We start from the raw sequence: 15,594 nt of genomic DNA, 5'->3' as shown, positions 1-15,594 counted from the left end.
ACGCGATGTCGGAGGTCGCCGGGATCGGCTCGCGGCGCGAGCGGGCACGCGCCGACACGCTGTCGGAGATCCTGCGGACCGCCCGCAAGCTGCTCGTCGACGCCGGTCCCGAGGGGCTGGCGCTGCGCGCGATCGCCCGCGAGATGGGGATGAGCGCGCCGGCGCTCTACCGCTACTTCGCCAGCCGCGAGGACCTGCTCGACCGCCTGGTCGCCGACCTCTACGACGAGCTGTCCGACCACCTCGAGGCCGCCCGCGACGCCGTCGTCCCGCCGCGGCCGGGGGCGCAGCTGCTCGCCGCCGCGCGGGCGTTCCGGTCGTGGGCCACCGGCCACCCAGCCGAGTTCGGGCTGCTGTTCGGCAGCGCCCCGGTCGGCATGGTGCCGGCGCCGCCCGCACCGCCGGCTCCCGAGCAGGAGGCCGGCGCCCGGTTCGGCGGCGTCTTCGCCGCCCTCATGGCCCAGGTCCACCGCGAGCGGTCGTTCCCGGTGCCGGCCGACGACGAGCTCTCGCCGCAGCTGCAGGCCCAGCTGCGGGCCTGGTGCGCGAAGCTGCCGGTCGCCCTGCCCCTGGGCGTGATGTCGGTCTTCCTCTCCTGCTGGATCCGCCTCTACGGCATGGTCTGCATGGAGGTGTTCGGCCACCTGCGGTTCGCCCTCGACGACCCGGAGCCGATGTTCGAGGCCGAGATGCAGCGGATCGCGGCCGAGCTCGGCATCTCGGCCGACTACGCGCCGCCGCGCTGAGCGCCGGCGTGTCCGGCGTCGCGTCGTCCCGGCTCGCCGCGGGTGGCGCCGCCGGGGCATGGTGGAGGCCATGTACATCACGCCCGAGGCCCTCGAGCGGGAGTTCTCCCTGAACACCGCCGCCACCCGCCTGGACTTCCTCAGCCGCCGGGACAGCGGGGCCGCCACGCTCAACACCGTCGCCGGCGACGACCCCGACGACTGGAGCGCCATCCGCGACACCGAGACCAACCTCGACGTCCCGGAGTCCCTCGAGCTGCTCGCCCTCGGTGAGGTCATCGCGCGCAAGGCCCGCGACAGCCAGCTGATCGGCATCCGCGCCGCGCTGCGCGGCGGGGCCGGGTGGGACCAGATCGCCGCCGCGCTGGACGTCGCCCCCGAGGAGGCCTGGACGGCCTACCACCGGCTCATCGAGCACCAGGAGCGCAGCCGCGCGCTCGACCCGGACGACGCCGCGTCGGCCCGCGACCTGGCCGGCGCCCGCCCCCGCCGCTGACCACGCCGCGCCCGGCCGGGCCGCGGTCTCAGGCGGCCGAGGGCGTCAGCGGACCTCGACGCCCCGCCAGAACGCCACCCGCCCGGTGATCTCCTCCGCCGCCGGCTTCGGCTCGGGGTAGAACCACGCCGCGTCGCGGTTGACCTGCCCGTCCACCTCGATCGAGAAGTAGGACGCCTGGCCCTTCCACGGGCAGGTGGTGTGCGTGTCGGACGGCCGCAGCACGTCCTCGCGCACCGACGCGCGCGGGAAGTAGGCGTTGCCCTCGACGGTGACGATGTCGTCGGACTCGGCGATCACGGTGCCGTTCCAGGTGGCGGTGGTCATGCCCCGATCGTGCCCCTCCCGCGCCACCTCGCGCACGGCACGTGTGAGGGGGCGCCCGCCTGGCATGTCCGGACGGCTCCGCCGGCCCAGAGCCGGCTGCCACGGTGGAGCGGCACCCGTGCTCGGAGGCAGTCGTGTCGCAGTCCCCGAACGATCCGCACGACCAGGACCGCGTCGGCGGCCGCGACGACCAGGGGGCCGGCCCCGCCCCGGCCGCCGTCGCCGGGGTGGTGGCCGCGGAGTAGCGGCGGCCTCAGGCCCGGTCGTGCAGCAGCGCGAAGGTCGCGACGGCGTGCGCGACCGCCTTCCCGTCCTGCTCCACGTCGGCCTCGCAGACCGTCAGGTGCTCACCGCGGGTGCGCACGGCGGCGGTGACCTCGAGCGGTCCGGGCCTGCCCGGCCGCAGGTACGTGACCGTGAGCTGGCTGGTCGCCGGGACGTCGCCCTCGCCGGTCACCGTCCGCACCGCCTGACCCATCGCGGTGTCGACGAGGGTGGCGAGGACGCCGCCGTGCAGCGTCCCGGCCGGGTTGAGGTGCTCGTCGGTGACCTCGAAGGCCAGCCGCGCGCCGCCGTCCCCGGTGTCCGCCACCCGGATGCCGAGCCGGCCGGCGAAGCCACCCGGGGTCGTGTCGTCAGCCATCGCCGGCCCCTACCCGCCCCGGCCGGAGGGCACGCGGAGCCCGCGCGCGGATGCCTGTCCGGACGCCGGCGCGGCGTCTACATTGCCGCGCCGTGGCGATGCGGCGGAGGACCTGGGCCTGGCTGACGGCGGCTCTCGTGGTGGCGGCCCTGGGGGCGTTCGTGCTGGTCTGGTTCCAGCCGCAGAAGCTGTTCTACGACGACGAGGTGTCCGAGGCCCTGCCGACCGCCGCCGCGCCCTCGGCCGCCGAGCAGAACGCGGGCGGGGGCGACGGCGGCACCGGCGGCAGCACCGCGACGCCGTCCGCGCCGGCGCAGCCGGTGGACCTCGCGACGGGCACGTTCGTCTCCCGGGAGCACGAGACCGTGGGCACCGCCCGCGTCGTGCAGTTGCCCGACGGGCAGGTGATCGTGCGCCTGGAGGGCTTCGAGACCTCCAACGGCCCGGCGCTGTACGTCTACCTGTCGCAGAACCCCGCCGCGGGCACGGAGGCCGCCTTCGACGACGAGTTCGTCGACCTCGGCGCGCTCAAGGGCAACGTCGGCGACCAGAACTACGTGGTGCCCGCCGGCGTCGACGCCACCGGCTTCACCAGCGTCGTCATCTGGTGCGACCGGTTCGACGCCGCCTTCGGCGCCGCCGACCTGGCGCCCGCCGCGACCTGACCGGGGTCGTCAGACGCCGCGGAGGCCGGCGTCGGCGACCCCCAGCCGGCCGGCGAGCACCGCGGCGAGCGCGACCAGCTCCGGCGCCCCGGCGGGGTCCGCGGCGGCGGCCCGGAGCGCGGCGGCCAGCGGCGCGGCGACCGCGGGGGAGAGGGCGGCGATCCACGGGCCGGACCCGGCCCGGGCCTCGGCCACGTGCTCCCGCCCGCCGTCCGGGCGCACCGCCACGACCTCCGGCCGGCTGGCGAGCAGGCCCGTCGTGCGCCAGTCGCCCCGCGTCGTCCGGGCCGCCAGGGCCTCGAGCCGCGCCGCGACGGCGCGCAGCAGGTCGGCGTCGTCCACGCCGGCGATGGTGCCCGCCGCGGGTGTGGCGGCACCGACCCGGGGGGACTGCCGGGGGATCCCGCCCGCCGTCCCCCCGGAGCTGACCCGTGGACCCTGCCGACAGCCGTGCCCCCGAGCTGCAGACGCTCACCCCCGGCCAGTACGACGTCGTCCAGTTCGCGGTGCTCGGCGCCGGCCTGGCGCTGCTGGCCTACTTCCTGTACGCGCTGGTGAGCCGGGACGAGGTGTCGGCGCGGTACCGGCCCTCGGCGTACGCGGCGGTGTGCCTGGCCGCGGTGGCGACCGTGGCGTACGCCGTCCTCTGGTCCGACGTCGACGGCGGCTTCCGGCTGGTCGACGGGGTGTACGCGCCGACCGAGGAGGCCCGGACGACGGAGGGCACGCGGTACATCGACTGGTCGGTCACCGTGCCGCTGCTGACCGTCGAGCTGCTCGCCGTGTGCTCGCTGGCCGGCGCGCGGGCCCGGCGGGTGCGGGCCGGGGCGATGGCCGCGGCCTTCCTCATGATCGTCACCGGATACGTGGGCGCCCAGGTGGTGGGGGAGGGGCGCGACCGGCTCGCGCTGGTCGTCTGGGGGCTGATCAGCACCGCCTTCTTCGCCTACCTCTACGTGGCGCTGATCGCGGCGGTGCGCGCGTCGCTGCCGACCATGGGTGCCGAGGCGGCGACCAGCCTGCGCAACGCCACGATCGTGCTGCTCAGCAGCTTCGGCATCTACCCGCTGGTCTACGCGGTGCCGGTCTTCGCCGACGTCACGCCGGCCTGGTACACCGCGATGCAGGTCGCCTACTCGGTCGCCGACGTCATCGCCAAGATCGGCTTCGGCGTGCTGGTGCACAAGGTGGCCAAGCTGCGCACCGCCGAGGACGTCGCCGCCGGCGCCGACACCCACCCCGAGCCGGTCTGGTCGAGCAACGTGCACAAGAGCGACGGCGTGCAGCCCGAGGTCCGCCGCGTCGCCCGGCGGTGAGCGGGGGTCAGGCCGGCTCGCGCCGCATCGGGACGTGCGGGATGCCGTCCTCGTCGTAGCCGGGTCCGCTGCGCCGGAAGCCGAACCGCTCGTACCAGCCCTCGAGGTGCGCCTGGGCGCCCAGCGTGATCGGGTACCCGTCGCACAGGGCGATGCCGGCCTCGATGAGCTGCGCGGCCAGGCCCAGCCCGCGGTGCGCCGGCGCGGTCGCCACCCGCCCGATGGCGCGCGTCGCGCCGTCGTCCAGGACCCGGATGGTGGCCGCCACCTCGCCGTCGACCTCGGCCCACAGGTGCACGGTGGCCGGCTCGACGTCGCGGCCGTCGAGCTCCGGATAGGGGCACTGCTGCTCGACGACGAAGACGTCGACCCGCAGCCGGCACAGGGCGTAGACCTCGAACGGGGTCAGGTCGGCGAAGGGGGCGGTGCGGAAGACGGGTGCGGCCACCCGCCCGTTGTAGCCCACGGCGCCGGGTGGCCGCGGAGGTACCGTCTTCTGCTTAGGTGTGGCTGGCCTACGTATCGCTGGAGGACCCGTGTACAGCCCTGGGCGCGCGACCGCCGCCGTTCTCACCGCCCTCACCGTGACCGGGACGCTGGCCGCCTGCGGCGGCACCGCCGGGGCGGACGGCGACACCCTCACCGTCTACAGCGCCCAGCACGAGAGCCTCGTGCGGACGATGCTCGAGGACTTCACCGAGGAGACCGGCATCGAGCTGGAGTTCCGCGAGGGCAACGACGCGGAGCTGGCCAACCAGATCATCCAGGAGGGCGACGCCTCGCCCGCGGACGTCTACCTGACCGAGAACAGCCCGGCCATCGACGTGCTCGACCGCGAGGGCCTGCTCGCCCCGCTGGAGCAGGCGACCCTCGACCAGGTCGGCCCGCAGTTCCGGCCGGCGTCGGGCACCTGGACCGGCTTCGCCGCGCGCAGCACCGTGCTGGTCTACAACCCGGCGCAGCTCCCGGAGGCCGAGCTGCCGGCGTCGATCATGGAGCTGGCCGACCCCGCGTGGGAGGGCCGGATCGGCATCGCCGCCGGCGGCGCGGACTTCCAGGCCATCGTCAGCGCCGTGCTGGCGCTGCGCGGGGAGGACGAGACCCGGGCCTGGCTGGAGGGGCTGGAGCGCAACGCCGACGTCTACCAGAGCAACACCGCGGTGATGACCGCCGCCGACGAGGGCGAGATCGACGCCGGGATCATGTACCACTACTACTGGTACCGGGACCAGGCCGAGAACGCCCTGCGCGGGGACGACGCCGCGCTGCACTTCTTCGGCAACGCCGACCCCGGCGCCTTCCTCAGCGTCTCCGGCGCCGGCGTGCTCGCCTCCTCCGACCAGCCCGACGACGCCCAGCGGCTGGTGGAGTACCTGACCAGCCCCGAGGCGCAGGAGCGGCTCGCGCAGAGCTCCGCCCTGGAGTACGCCGTGGGCACCGGGGTCGCCTCGGCCGAGGCGCTGCCCCCGCTGGACACCCTGGGCGCCCCCGACGTCGACCCGGGCGGGCTGGACCAGGAGCGGGTCACCGAGCTCATGCAGGAGGTGGGGCTGCTCTGAGCGCCCCGGCGTCGCTCCCGGCCCCCGGGACGCCGGCCGACCGGCCGGTGCCCCGGGGCCGGCGCGCGCCCGCGGGCCTGCGCGAGCTGCGCCGCTCGCCGGTGACCCTGCTGCTCGCCGCGGCCGTCGCCGCCCTCGCGCTGGTCCCGCTCGGCCACATCGTCACCGGCGCCGTGGAGATGGGCTGGAGCGGCATCTCCGAGCTGGTCTTCCGCCGCCGGGTGGCCGACCTGCTGTGGAACACCACCCGGCTGGTGGCCGGCACGGTGGCCGTCTGCGCCGTCCTCGGGGTCGGCGCGGCGTGGCTGGTGGAGCGCACCGCGCTGCCCGGCCGCCGGGTGTGGCACGTGCTGCTGGTCGCGCCGCTGGCGGTGCCGGCGTTCGTCAACAGCTACGCCTGGATCTCGCTGCTGCCGGGCCTGGACACCTACGGCGGCGCGCTGCTGGTGGTGTCGCTGTCCTACTTCCCGTTCGTCTACCTGCCGGCGGTCGCCGCGTTCCGCGGGCTGGACCCGGCGCTGGAGGACACCGCCCGCGGCCTGGGTCTGTCGACCTGGGCGGTGTTCCGGCGGGTGCAGCTGCCGCAGCTGCGCGTCGCCGTCCTGGGCGGCGGCCTGCTCATCGCGCTGCACGTCCTGGGCGAGTTCGGGGCGTTCGCGATGCTGCGCTACCCGACCTTCACCACCGCCATCTACGACCAGTACCGCGCCACGTTCAACGGCCCCGGCGCGACCGCGCTGGCCGGGGTGCTCGTCCTGCTCTGCCTGGTCCTGCTGGTCGCGGAGATCCGGCTGCGCGGCCGCCGCGGGTACGCCCGCACCGGCGCGGGGGTCGCCCGCCCGCCGCGGCCGGTGCGGCTCGGCGGGCTCACCGCGCCCGCCCTCGCCGGGGTGGCCGCCCTGGTCGGGCTGGCGCTGGTGGTGCCGCTGGCCAGCCTGGTCACCTGGCTGGTCCGCGGTGCCTCGACCGAGCTCGACCTGGGCGAGCTGGCCACCACCACCGGCTCGACGCTGGGCCTGGCCGCCGTCGCCGCCCTGGTGACCACCGCGATGGCGCTGCCCACCGGCTGGCTGGCGGTGCGCCGCCGCGGCCCGGTCAGCACCCTGCTGGAGCGCAGCACCTACCTGGGCAGCGCGGTGCCGGGCATCGTGATCGCGCTGGCGCTGGTCACGGTGAGCATCCGCGTGACGCCGTGGCTGTACCAGACGGTGCCGGTGCTGCTGGCCGCCTACGCGATCCTGTTCCTCCCGCGGGCGATCGTCACCGTGCGGGCGGCCGTCGAGCAGTCGCCCCAGCTGCACGACGACGTCGCCGCGTCGCTGGGCGCCTCCGCGCCGTCCCGGCTGTGGCGGGTCACGCTGCCGCTGCTGGCCCCGGGCATCGGCGCCGGCGCGGCGCTGGTGTTCCTCGCCGTCGTCACCGAGCTGACCGCCACCCTGCTGCTCGCCCCGACCGGGACGACGACGCTGGCGACGGCGTTCTGGTCGTCGAGCAGCGCCCTGGAGTACGGCGCCGCCGCGCCGTACGCCCTCGTCATGGTGCTGCTGTCCGCCCCGGCTACCGTGCTGCTCTCCCGCGATGTCCGATCCGGTCTGACGACCTGAGTGCCCTGCCGAGGTCTGACCACATGAGCGCCCTCACCGTCCTGGACGTGACCAAGTCCTACGGTCCGACCCCGGTCCTGACCGGCATCGACCTGCACGTGCCCACCGGGACGACGACGGCGCTGCTCGGCCCCTCCGGCTGCGGCAAGACGACGCTGCTGCGGATCGTCGCGGGCTTCGACGACCCGGACACCGGCACGGTGGAGCTCGGCGGGCGGGTGGTCGCCGGCGGCGGGCGCCGGGTGCCGGCGCGGCGGCGGGGGATCGGCTTCGTGCCGCAGGAGGGCGGGCTGTTCCCGCACCTCACGGTGGCCGGCAACGTCACCTTCGGCCTCCCGCGGCGGCAGCGGCGCGATCGCGCCCTGGTCGCGGACCTGCTGGCGCTGGTCGGCCTGGACGCCGCGCTGGCCGACCGCTCGCCGCACCAGCTCTCCGGCGGGCAGCAGCAGCGGGTCGCGCTGGCCCGGGCGCTGGCGCCGCGGCCGTCGCTGGTGCTGCTGGACGAGCCGTTCTCCTCGCTCGACGCCTCGCTGCGCGAGGAGACCCGCCGGGCCGTGTCCGACGCACTGGCGGCGACCGGCGCCACCGCCGTCCTGGTCACCCACGACCAGTCGGAGGCGCTGTCGATGGCCGACCAGGTGGCGGTGCTGCGCGGCGGCCGGCTCGTTCAGTTGGCCGATCCGCGGACGCTGTACCGCCGCCCGCGGGACCTCGACGTGGCGACGTTCGTCGGCGAGGCCGTCGTCCTGTCCGCCGACGTCCGGGCCGGCCGGGCGCACTCCGAGCTCGGCGTCCTGCCGCTCGAGCACGGCTTCGCCGACGGCCCCGCCGCCGTGCTGCTGCGCCCGGAGCAGCTGCGGCTGGCCGCGCCCGACACCGGCGCGGTGGCCGCGCGCGTGGCCGCGGTCGACTTCTTCGGCCACGACGCCCGGGTGCGGCTGCAGCTGCCCTCCGGCCGCACCGTGAGCGCCCGGCTGGAGGGCCGGGCCCTGCCCGCCCCGGGTGACGAGGTGGCGATCGAGGTGCTCGGCGGGGCGCTGCCGTTCCCGGTGGACGCGGCCCCGGCCGGTCGGCCGGACGGCGACGCCGGCGATCCCGCCCCCGCGCCGGCGCTGCCCCCGCAGGTGCCCGCCGCCGGCTGACGGCGCGCCCCGGGGAACGCGGTCGCACGGAAACGCTTAGGTGTGCCTAAGCTCACGAGCCGTGGACCTGTTGCTCTTCACCGTGGACCCCGGCTGGGGGCGCGACGTCGTCGCCGCCGGCGCCGCCGGGATCGTCGTCGACTGGGAACGCCGCGGGAAGCACCGCCGGCAGCGCGGCGAGGGCACCCAGATCAACGCCGACACCCTCGACGACCTCGTCCGCATGCGGGCGGCCACCGACGGCCGGCTGCTGTGCCGGGTCAACGGGTACGGGCCCTGGACGGCGGGCGAGGTGGCCGACGCGGTCGCCGCCGGCGCGGACGAGGTGCTGCTGCCCATGGTGCGCGGCACCGAAGAGGTCGACCGCACCCTCGACCTGGTCGCCGGCCGCTGCGGGGTGGGCATCCTGGTGGAGACCCAGGACGCCGTCGACCGGGTCGCCGCGCTGGCCCGGCGGCCGCTGTCGCGGCTCTACGTCGGCCTCAACGACCTGCGCATCGACCGGCGCAGCACCTCCCTGTTCCAGCCGCTGGTCGACGGCACGGTCGACGCCGTGCGGGCCGCGGTCGCGCAGCCGTTCGGCGTCGGCGGCCTGACGCTGCTGGGCGGCGGCGCGCCGGTGCCCAGCGAGCTGCTGGCCGCCGAGCTGGTCCGGCTCGGCACCGACTTCACCTTCCTGCGCCGGTCGTTCACCGCCGACATGGCCGGCCGGGACCCGTTCGTCGAGGTGCCGGCGCTGCTGGCGGGCCTGCGGGAGCTGGCGGCCGCCGACCCGGTCCTCGCCGCCGGCCGCCGGGAGGACTTCGTCGCCGCCGTGACCGGCCGGGCCGCCCCCGCCTCCTCCGTGACCGCCCCGGCCTGACGTGCGGGCGCTCGTCACCGGCGCCGGCGGCTTCGTCGGGCGGCACCTCGTGCGGCGGCTCCGGGCCGACGGCTGGGACGTCACCGGCCTGACCCGGGCCGACGTCGACCTGGCAGACCCCGCCGCCGGCGCGGCCGCCGTGCGCGCCGCCGACCCCGACGTCGCCTTCTCCCTCGCCGCGGGGCGGGCGAAGGCGACCGCCGCCGAGCGGGCCGCCACCGTCGCGGTCAACACCAGCCCCTGGCTGGTCGACGCGCTGCCCGACCGCTGCCGCGCGGTGGTGCGGCTGGGCTCCTCCACCGAGTACGCGGCCGGGCCGGCGCCGCTGACCGAGGACGCGCCGCTGCGCCCGCGCGGCTTCTTCGGTGCCACCAAGGCCGCGGGCTCGCTGCTGCTGCAGGCGGCCGCCGCGGAGCGAGGCGTGCGGTCGGCGGTGCTGCGGGCCTTCCAGGTGTACGGGCCGGGGGACCACCCCACCCGGCTGGTGCCGGTGGTCCTCGCCGCCGCCCGCGACGGCGGCACCGTGCCGCTGCCGGCCGCGGTCAGCCGGCGGGACTGGGTGTGGGTGGACGACGTGGTGGACGCCTGCGTGCGGGCGGCCACCACCGACGACCTGCCGGCCGGGCAGGTGCTCAACATCGGCACCGGCGGGCAGACCGCCACCGACGAGCTGGTCGCCACCGCGGAGCGGGCCACCGGGCGGCCGATCGCCACCGCCCCCGGCGCGCACCCGGGCCGCTCGTGGGACACCGCCGACTGGGTGTGCGACCCGCGGGCCGCGGCGCGGCTGCTCGGCTGGCGGCCGACCGTGGGCCTGGAGGAGGGCCTGCGCCGGATCTGGGCCGAGGAGTACCGGTGAGCGGCGCCCGCGTCGCCGTCGTCGTCCCGGTCTACGGCAACGCCGACACCCTGCCGGCCCTGGCCGAGCGGCTGGGTGCGGCGCTGGCCGGCCGGGACTGGCGGCTGCGGCTGGTCGTGGACGGGTCGCCGGACGACAGCGCCCGGGTGGCGCACGACCTGGCGCACGACGAGCCGCGGATCACCGCGACCGTGCTGACCGAGAACGTCGGCCAGCACGCGGCGATCGCGCAGGGGCTGTCGGCGGAGCCGCACGCCGACCAGTGGGTCTGCCTGGACGCCGACCTGCAGGACCCGCCCGAGGCGGTGCCGCTGCTGCTGGACCGGCTGGCCGCCGGCGACGTCGAGGCGGTCTTCGCCGGCCGGCGCGGCACCTACACCTCGCCGCTGCGCCGGGTGACCGGCGCCGTGCACCGCCGGGTCGCGGCCCGGCTCACCGGGCTGCCGCCGGACGCCGGCGCCTTCCTGGCGATGGGGCCGGCGGTCCGGGCGGCGGTGCTGGCGCAGGCCGCGCCGAGCGTCGTGCTCGCCGTGGGGCTGGCCGGCCGGCCGGTGACCAGCGTGCCGGTGGCCCGCGACCCCCGGCCGAGCGGCCGGTCGGCGTGGACCGGCCGCGCGCGGCTGGCCCAGTCGGTCCGGTCCCTGCGGTGGGCGCTGCGGCACCGTCGTCACTGAGGGAGCGCGGCGGCGGTCCGCAGCTGCGCCGGCGTCCCCTCGGCCACCACGCGGCCGGCCTCCAGCAGGGTGAGGCGGTCGGCGAGCCGGGTGGCCTCGCGCGGGTCCCGGGTGGCCAGCAGCACCGTCGTCCCGGCGCGGACCAGGGCGCGCAGGACGGCGGCCACCTCGGCGCGGCAGTGCGGGTCCAGGTCGGTGGTCGGCTCGTCCAGGAGCACGAGGTCGGGGCGGACGACGATGCTCGCGGCGAGGTCGAGGCGGCGGCGCATCGCGGGGGTGTAGGTGGCGAGCCGGCGCTCCGCCGCCTCGGACAGCCCGAACCCGGCGAGCAGCTGGCCGGTCCGCATCACCGCGGCGGGCCGCGAGTAGCCGAGCAGCCGGGCCAGCTGCCGCAGGTTGGCCGCCCCGCTGCGCTCCTCGTCGAAGCCGGCCGACCGCCCGGTGCGGCCGACCCGGGCGCGGACGGCCGCGGCCTCGGTGCCGACGTCGTGCCCGAGCACCCGCACCGAGCCGCCGGCGGGGGGCAGCAGGCCGGCCAGCACGCGCAGCGCCGTCGTCTTGCCCGCCCCGGCCGGTCCCAGCAGGCCGTGCACGCTGCCGGGAGGGACGCACAGGTCGACGCCGTCGAGGGCGCGGGTGCCGCCGACCCCCGCAACCAGGCCGACGGCCTCGACGGCCGGGTCGGCCCGGGCGGCGGGTGCCCCGTCGCGGCGGTGCGCCGTCACGAGCCCACCTCCCCGGTCCCGTCCGGCGGGGGTCGCCGCACGGGTGCGCCAGCAAGGACGCGCCCGGCCCGGCGGACTCATCGGTCCCGGGGCGTCACCGGGTCCAGAGCTGCAGCGCCAGGTCGGTCTTGCTGCCCGGGAACGACCACTCGCGGGCCAGGGTCAGCCCGGCGGCGGTCAGCAGGTCGACGTCGTCGGTCGAGGAGTAGCCGCCCGGCAGCTGCCGGCGCACCAGCCACACGCGGTCGGCGCCCGGCGGGGCGTCGTCGGGCGGGAGCAGCAGGTCGGGGCGCAGCTCCGGCTCGCGGGTGCGCACGTAGTGATCCAGCCCCATGGCCGAGCGCAGGTCGGCGGCGACGACCGGCTCGCCGGGCGCGTGCATCGCCACGAGGGACTCGAGCAGGCGGTCGGCCTGCTCGCGGGGCTCGCGGTCGGCCAGCGGCGCGGCGGCCAGCAGGGAGAAGGCGACGAGGACGGCGCCCGCGGCGGCGCGGGCCCCGCGCGGCACGGCCAGCGCGCCGGCCGCGGCGAGGACGCCCAGCCCGAGCAGCCCGGCCAGCAGGTAGCGCGGCAGGTAGACCGGGCGCGCCAGCTCGGCGAGCAGGAGCAGCAGGAGCGGCACGAGCACCCAGCAGGCGCCCAGCACCCGCACCCCGCGCCCGCGGACCGCGCCGAGGACGGCGAGCGCCACGGTGAGGTAGAGCAGCGGGGTGCGGCCGCCGGCCCAGGCCTCGACGGCGAGGTCGGCCAGCGTGCCGCCGGTGTCGCGCAGGTGCTCGGCGTTGCGGCCGCCGGTGCCGTTGAGCAGGTTCATGCCCACCAGGGCTGCCGCCGGCAGCGCGGCCAGCGCGCCCACGACGACGACCGGCAGCGCGCGCCGGCCGCGGAGCAGCACCGCGGCGACGACGAAGGCGGCCAGGACCGTGACGGCGTACCAGTGCATGAGGCCCATCGCGGCGCCGGCCAGGCCGAACAGCAGCAGCCCGCGGGGCCGGTCCTGCAGGTGGCGGACCAGCCCGAGCAGCGCGCCGCCGGTGGCGAGCACGGCCAGCCCGTAGCTGCGCGCCTCCACGGCCTGCTCCAGCAGCAGCGGGTTGGCGGCGACGGTCAGCCCGGCCAGGACGCCGGTCGGTCGCCCGGCGAGGCGGGTGACCGCGCGGGTGAGCAGGGCGACGCCGCCCGCGGCCGCCAGCAGGGAGAGCACCCGCAGCGACGTGTCGCCGTCCAGCCCGGGGAGGGAGGTCCAGGCGGAGACGACCAGGTAGTACGGGGCGTTGTACGAGGGCGGGATCCCGCTCAGGTAGCTGGTCGTCGCCTCGCCGCTGACCGCCGCGTGCACGATGTCGCCGACCGGCAGCCGGCCGACCTCGGCGGTGAACAGCTCGTCGAACCACAGCCCGTGCCCGGCGCCGAGGAGCACCGAGCCGAGCAGGACGAGCAGCAGCGGCGGGAGGAGCCCGGACAGCGGCGCCCACCGTCGTCCCCGGGCGGCGCGGGGAGGAGCCGGCGCCCGCTCGCCCTCGACCGTTCCCGCCGCCACACGGGGAGGGTAGGGGAGCCTTCCCCCGGCTCCGCGGGACCGTCGTCCCGCGCGCCTACCGTGCCGCTGCCGGCGGCGGGAGGTGACGGGTGGGTCCAGGACAGGTGCGCGACCCGGGTCCCGCGCCGCCGCCGTCGTCCGAGGTGGTGGCCCGCCGGTTCCGCCGTCAGCCGCGCCGCGACACGGCACACGAGCTGGCCGTGCGCCGGCGCCTGCACGCGCGCGGTGTCCGCTACCGCGTCGACGTCCGTCCCCGTCCGCAGACCCGCAGCCGCGGGGACCTCGTGTGGAAGGGACGCCGCCTGGTGGTCTTCCTCGACGGCTGCTTCTGGCACGGGTGCGCCACGTGCGGTCACCTCCCGCGGGTGAACGCGGGGTGGTGGGCGGCCAAGCTCGCCGCCAACGTCGCCCGCGACCGCCGCGTCGACGTCCTGCTGACCGGGCTCGGCTGGCGGGTGCTGCGGTTTTGGGAGCACGAGGACCCCGACGACGTCGCCGACGCCATCTGCCGGGCGCTGGGCCGACCGGTCCCCGGTTGAGGTCTCGCCTCGCGGGTGCTCCTCGCGGGTCGCGGGTGCTGCAGGACCGGCGACGCGCGGGGAACACCCGTGATGGGGGGTGGCGCGCGGGGTCAGCCGGCCCGCGAGCCCCGCGCCCGCTGGACGATCGGGCTGCCGATCCACAGCCAGCCCACCAGGACGGCGACCACCGCTGCCGCCACGAGCGCCTGCGACAGACTGAACAGCACGTCGGTCACCAGCAGGACCGCGGAGACCAGCGCGACGGCCAGGACGGTCAGGCCGAGGAAGGCGTTGCGGTTGCTGCGGCGCAGCAGGTCCTCCTTGTCGTGCTGCCGGAACAGCGCCCGGTGCTGCGCCGCCGGAGCGATGAGCAGGGCGGTCGCCACGACCGCGGCGAGCAGCGTCACGAAGTAGACGTCGCGCTGGAAGTCGGTCATCCGCTCCCCGCCCTGCTGGAACGGGACGACGAGGAGGAAGGCGAACAGGAACTGGACGCCGGGGAGCGCGACCCGCAGCTCGTTGAGCAGCTCCATCAGCTCGCGGTCGATGCGCTCGGCGCGGGTCTCGTCGCGGCCGTCGGCGCCGGGGCGGTCGGCGCTGCGTGCCGGGTGCGTCGTCGTCATGTCGTCGCTCCTCTCGTCGCCTCCCCGTGGCGTCGCCGGCGGGCTCGGGCCCGGTGTATGCCCGCTGTCCACCTGTTGTTCACCTGGTCGCCCGAACGGGCGTCCGCCGTCCCGGGTAGCGCCGGTCCATGTCGATGTCCGCGCCCCTCGAGCCGCACCTGCCGAAGCACGACGACGGCATCCCCGCCGCCGACGCCGGGACGGGGGCGCCACCGCCGGCCGCGGGCTTCGGCATCGAGGGGGAGGACCCCGACCGCGCCGAGGGTGATCCCGCGCCGTCCCCGGGCGACGCGGGTGACCCGCCGTTCCGGACGCCGGACCCCCGGGACGTCGGTCGCGGCTGACCGGGCACGGGGAGGGCCCGCGGCGCGGCCCTCGTACCGTGGACGGCGTGGAGACGACGACCCTGCCCAGCCGCACGGCCCTCGAGCTCGACGCCATGCGCGACGCGGGGCGGGTGGTCGCCGAGACGCTGGCCGCCGTGCGCGCCGCCGCCCTGCCCGGGGTCAAGCTGCGCGACCTCGACGACCTGGCCCAGACCTGCATCCGCGAGGCGGGCGCGACGTCGTCCTTCCTCGGCTACAAGCCGGCGTGGGCGCCGACGGCCTACAACGGCGCGCTGTGCCTCTCGCCCAACGAGGTCGTCGTGCACGGCCGGCCCAGCGGGCGGCGGCTGCACGAGGGGGACGTGCTGAGCATCGACTGCGGCGCGATCGTCGACGGCTGGAACGGCGACGCGGCCATCACGCTGCTCGTCGGCGGCGCCGCCAGCGAGGAGGACGAGCGGCTGGTGCGCGCCACCGAGGAAGCACTCGCCGCGGGCATCGCCGCGTCGGTCCCGGGCGCCACCCTGCTCGACGTGGCCACCGCCATCGACACGGTGGCCCGCCGGCACGGCTTCGCGCACCTGCCCGACCACGGCGGGCACGGCATCGGCCGCTCGATGCACGAGCCGCCGTTCGTGCCGAACCGGCCGACGGTGGGCCTGGACCGGGTCCGGCTGCACGCCGGCAGCACGCTGGCGATCGAGCCGATGCTGCTGGCCGGCGAGGAGCGCTACAAGCACAAGAAGGACGGCTGGGCGGTGATCACCGCCGACGGCCGGCGCGCCGCGCACGTCGAGCACACGGTCGCGGTGACCGACGAGGGCCCCGTCGTCCTGACCGCCGCCTGAGCGGAGTGGGGGGGGGGGGGGGGGGGGGGGGGGGGGGGGGGGGGGGGGGGGGCGGGGGGGGGGGGGGGGGGGGGGGGGGGGGGGGGGGGGGTGGGGTGTCGCGCACCCTCCGGCGGCC

At 77.2% G+C, this 15,594-nt stretch carries 20 protein-coding genes; 13 read left to right on the top strand and 7 right to left on the bottom strand.

Annotated features, from left to right (window positions below; all coding sequences use genetic code 11):
* Positions 1-5 precede the first annotated feature (5 nt).
* Both ACI79F_RS10975 and ACI79F_RS10970 read left to right on the top strand, forming a co-directional pair.
* Positions 6-746, top strand: a complete 741-nt coding sequence (locus ACI79F_RS10975; RefSeq protein ID WP_456547000.1) for a TetR/AcrR family transcriptional regulator — start codon at positions 6-8, stop codon at positions 744-746.
* Positions 747-816: 70 nt separating this feature from the next.
* Entirely contained in the window at positions 817-1,242 is a 426-nt protein-coding gene (locus tag ACI79F_RS10970; RefSeq protein ID WP_456546999.1) for a hypothetical protein, read from the top strand.
* Between the two features lie 45 nt (positions 1,243-1,287).
* On the opposite strand, the gene ACI79F_RS10965 is transcribed toward ACI79F_RS10970, so the two are convergent.
* Positions 1,288-1,569: a DUF427 domain-containing protein gene (locus ACI79F_RS10965; RefSeq protein WP_456546998.1), complete on the bottom strand. Its 282-nt coding sequence runs from the start codon at positions 1,567-1,569 to the stop codon at positions 1,288-1,290.
* A gap of 253 nt (positions 1,570-1,822) precedes the next feature.
* Positions 1,823-2,212 carry a PaaI family thioesterase gene (locus ACI79F_RS10960; protein ID WP_456546997.1) on the bottom strand — a complete coding sequence of 130 codons (390 nt, stop codon included), beginning with the start codon at positions 2,210-2,212 and terminating at the stop codon, positions 1,823-1,825.
* A gap of 98 nt (positions 2,213-2,310) precedes the next feature.
* Between ACI79F_RS10960 and ACI79F_RS10955 the strand changes: the two genes are divergently transcribed.
* On the top strand, positions 2,311-2,877 hold the full coding sequence (locus ACI79F_RS10955) for a DM13 domain-containing protein (RefSeq protein WP_456547004.1): 567 nt from the start codon (positions 2,311-2,313) through the stop codon (positions 2,875-2,877).
* A gap of 9 nt (positions 2,878-2,886) precedes the next feature.
* On the opposite strand, the gene ACI79F_RS10950 is transcribed toward ACI79F_RS10955, so the two are convergent.
* Positions 2,887-3,219 carry a hypothetical protein gene (locus tag ACI79F_RS10950; RefSeq protein ID WP_456546996.1) on the bottom strand — a complete coding sequence of 111 codons (333 nt, stop codon included), beginning with the start codon at positions 3,217-3,219 and terminating at the stop codon, positions 2,887-2,889.
* A gap of 89 nt (positions 3,220-3,308) precedes the next feature.
* Between ACI79F_RS10950 and ACI79F_RS10945 the strand changes: the two genes are divergently transcribed.
* Positions 3,309-4,193, top strand: coding sequence for a bacteriorhodopsin (locus ACI79F_RS10945; protein ID WP_456546995.1), 885 nt, complete (start codon positions 3,309-3,311; stop codon positions 4,191-4,193).
* A 7-nt stretch (positions 4,194-4,200) separates the two neighbouring features.
* Here ACI79F_RS10945 and ACI79F_RS10940 read toward each other — a convergent pair whose 3' ends face one another.
* Positions 4,201-4,641: a GNAT family N-acetyltransferase gene (locus tag ACI79F_RS10940; protein ID WP_456546994.1), complete on the bottom strand. Its 441-nt coding sequence runs from the start codon at positions 4,639-4,641 to the stop codon at positions 4,201-4,203.
* 88 nt (positions 4,642-4,729) lie between these two features.
* Between ACI79F_RS10940 and ACI79F_RS10935 the strand changes: the two genes are divergently transcribed.
* The 6 genes from ACI79F_RS10935 (at position 4,730) to ACI79F_RS10910 (ending at position 10,893) form a co-directional block, all read left to right on the top strand.
* Positions 4,730-5,752 (top strand): iron ABC transporter substrate-binding protein, encoded by a 1,023-nt coding sequence (locus ACI79F_RS10935; protein WP_456546993.1) that lies wholly within the window; start codon positions 4,730-4,732, stop codon positions 5,750-5,752.
* Between the two features lie 47 nt (positions 5,753-5,799).
* Complete coding sequence (locus tag ACI79F_RS10930; RefSeq protein WP_456546992.1) at positions 5,800-7,356, top strand: ABC transporter permease; 1,557 nt, start codon at positions 5,800-5,802, stop codon at positions 7,354-7,356.
* A 23-nt stretch (positions 7,357-7,379) separates the two neighbouring features.
* Entirely contained in the window at positions 7,380-8,498 is a 1,119-nt protein-coding gene (locus ACI79F_RS10925) for an ABC transporter ATP-binding protein (RefSeq protein ID WP_456546991.1), read from the top strand.
* 61 nt (positions 8,499-8,559) lie between these two features.
* The gene (locus ACI79F_RS10920) at positions 8,560-9,360 is read left to right on the top strand and encodes an aldolase/citrate lyase family protein (RefSeq protein ID WP_456546990.1); all 801 of its coding nucleotides are present in this window, start codon (positions 8,560-8,562) and stop codon (positions 9,358-9,360) included.
* 1 nt (position 9,361) lies between these two features.
* The gene (locus ACI79F_RS10915) at positions 9,362-10,219 is read left to right on the top strand and encodes an NAD-dependent epimerase/dehydratase family protein (protein ID WP_456546989.1); all 858 of its coding nucleotides are present in this window, start codon (positions 9,362-9,364) and stop codon (positions 10,217-10,219) included.
* Positions 10,216-10,893, top strand: a complete 678-nt coding sequence (locus tag ACI79F_RS10910; protein ID WP_456546988.1) for a glycosyltransferase — start codon at positions 10,216-10,218, stop codon at positions 10,891-10,893. Before ACI79F_RS10915 ends, ACI79F_RS10910 begins: the two co-directional genes overlap by 4 nt.
* Here ACI79F_RS10910 and ACI79F_RS10905 read toward each other — a convergent pair.
* Positions 10,887-11,618, bottom strand: a complete 732-nt coding sequence (locus ACI79F_RS10905) for an ABC transporter ATP-binding protein (protein WP_456546987.1) — start codon at positions 11,616-11,618, stop codon at positions 10,887-10,889. The genes ACI79F_RS10910 and ACI79F_RS10905 overlap by 7 nt on opposite strands.
* Before the next feature lie 94 nt (positions 11,619-11,712).
* Positions 11,713-13,158 (bottom strand): ArnT family glycosyltransferase, encoded by a 1,446-nt coding sequence (locus ACI79F_RS10900; protein WP_456546986.1) that lies wholly within the window; start codon positions 13,156-13,158, stop codon positions 11,713-11,715.
* Positions 13,159-13,262: 104 nt separating this feature from the next.
* Here ACI79F_RS10900 and ACI79F_RS10895 point away from each other — a divergent pair, with 104 nt between their 5' ends.
* Entirely contained in the window at positions 13,263-13,697 is a 435-nt protein-coding gene (locus ACI79F_RS10895) for a very short patch repair endonuclease (protein ID WP_456546985.1), read from the top strand.
* Between the two features lie 92 nt (positions 13,698-13,789).
* On the opposite strand, the gene ACI79F_RS10890 is transcribed toward ACI79F_RS10895, so the two are convergent.
* Positions 13,790-14,302: a DUF6328 family protein gene (locus tag ACI79F_RS10890; RefSeq protein WP_456546984.1), complete on the bottom strand. Its 513-nt coding sequence runs from the start codon at positions 14,300-14,302 to the stop codon at positions 13,790-13,792.
* Positions 14,303-14,430: 128 nt separating this feature from the next.
* Between ACI79F_RS10890 and ACI79F_RS10885 the strand changes: the two genes are divergently transcribed.
* Together ACI79F_RS10885 and map are read left to right on the top strand one after the other, a co-directional pair.
* A complete protein-coding gene (locus tag ACI79F_RS10885) occupies positions 14,431-14,646 on the top strand; it encodes a hypothetical protein (protein WP_456546983.1) in 216 nt (71 codons plus the stop codon).
* Between the two features lie 47 nt (positions 14,647-14,693).
* Complete coding sequence (gene map / locus ACI79F_RS10880; protein ID WP_456546982.1) at positions 14,694-15,476, top strand: type I methionyl aminopeptidase; 783 nt, start codon at positions 14,694-14,696, stop codon at positions 15,474-15,476.
* Positions 15,477-15,594 lie beyond the last annotated feature (118 nt).

The sequence above is a fragment of the Blastococcus sp. SYSU D00868 genome, from assembly GCF_054050575.1.
This window is presented reverse-complemented; position numbering and strand designations above follow the sequence as displayed.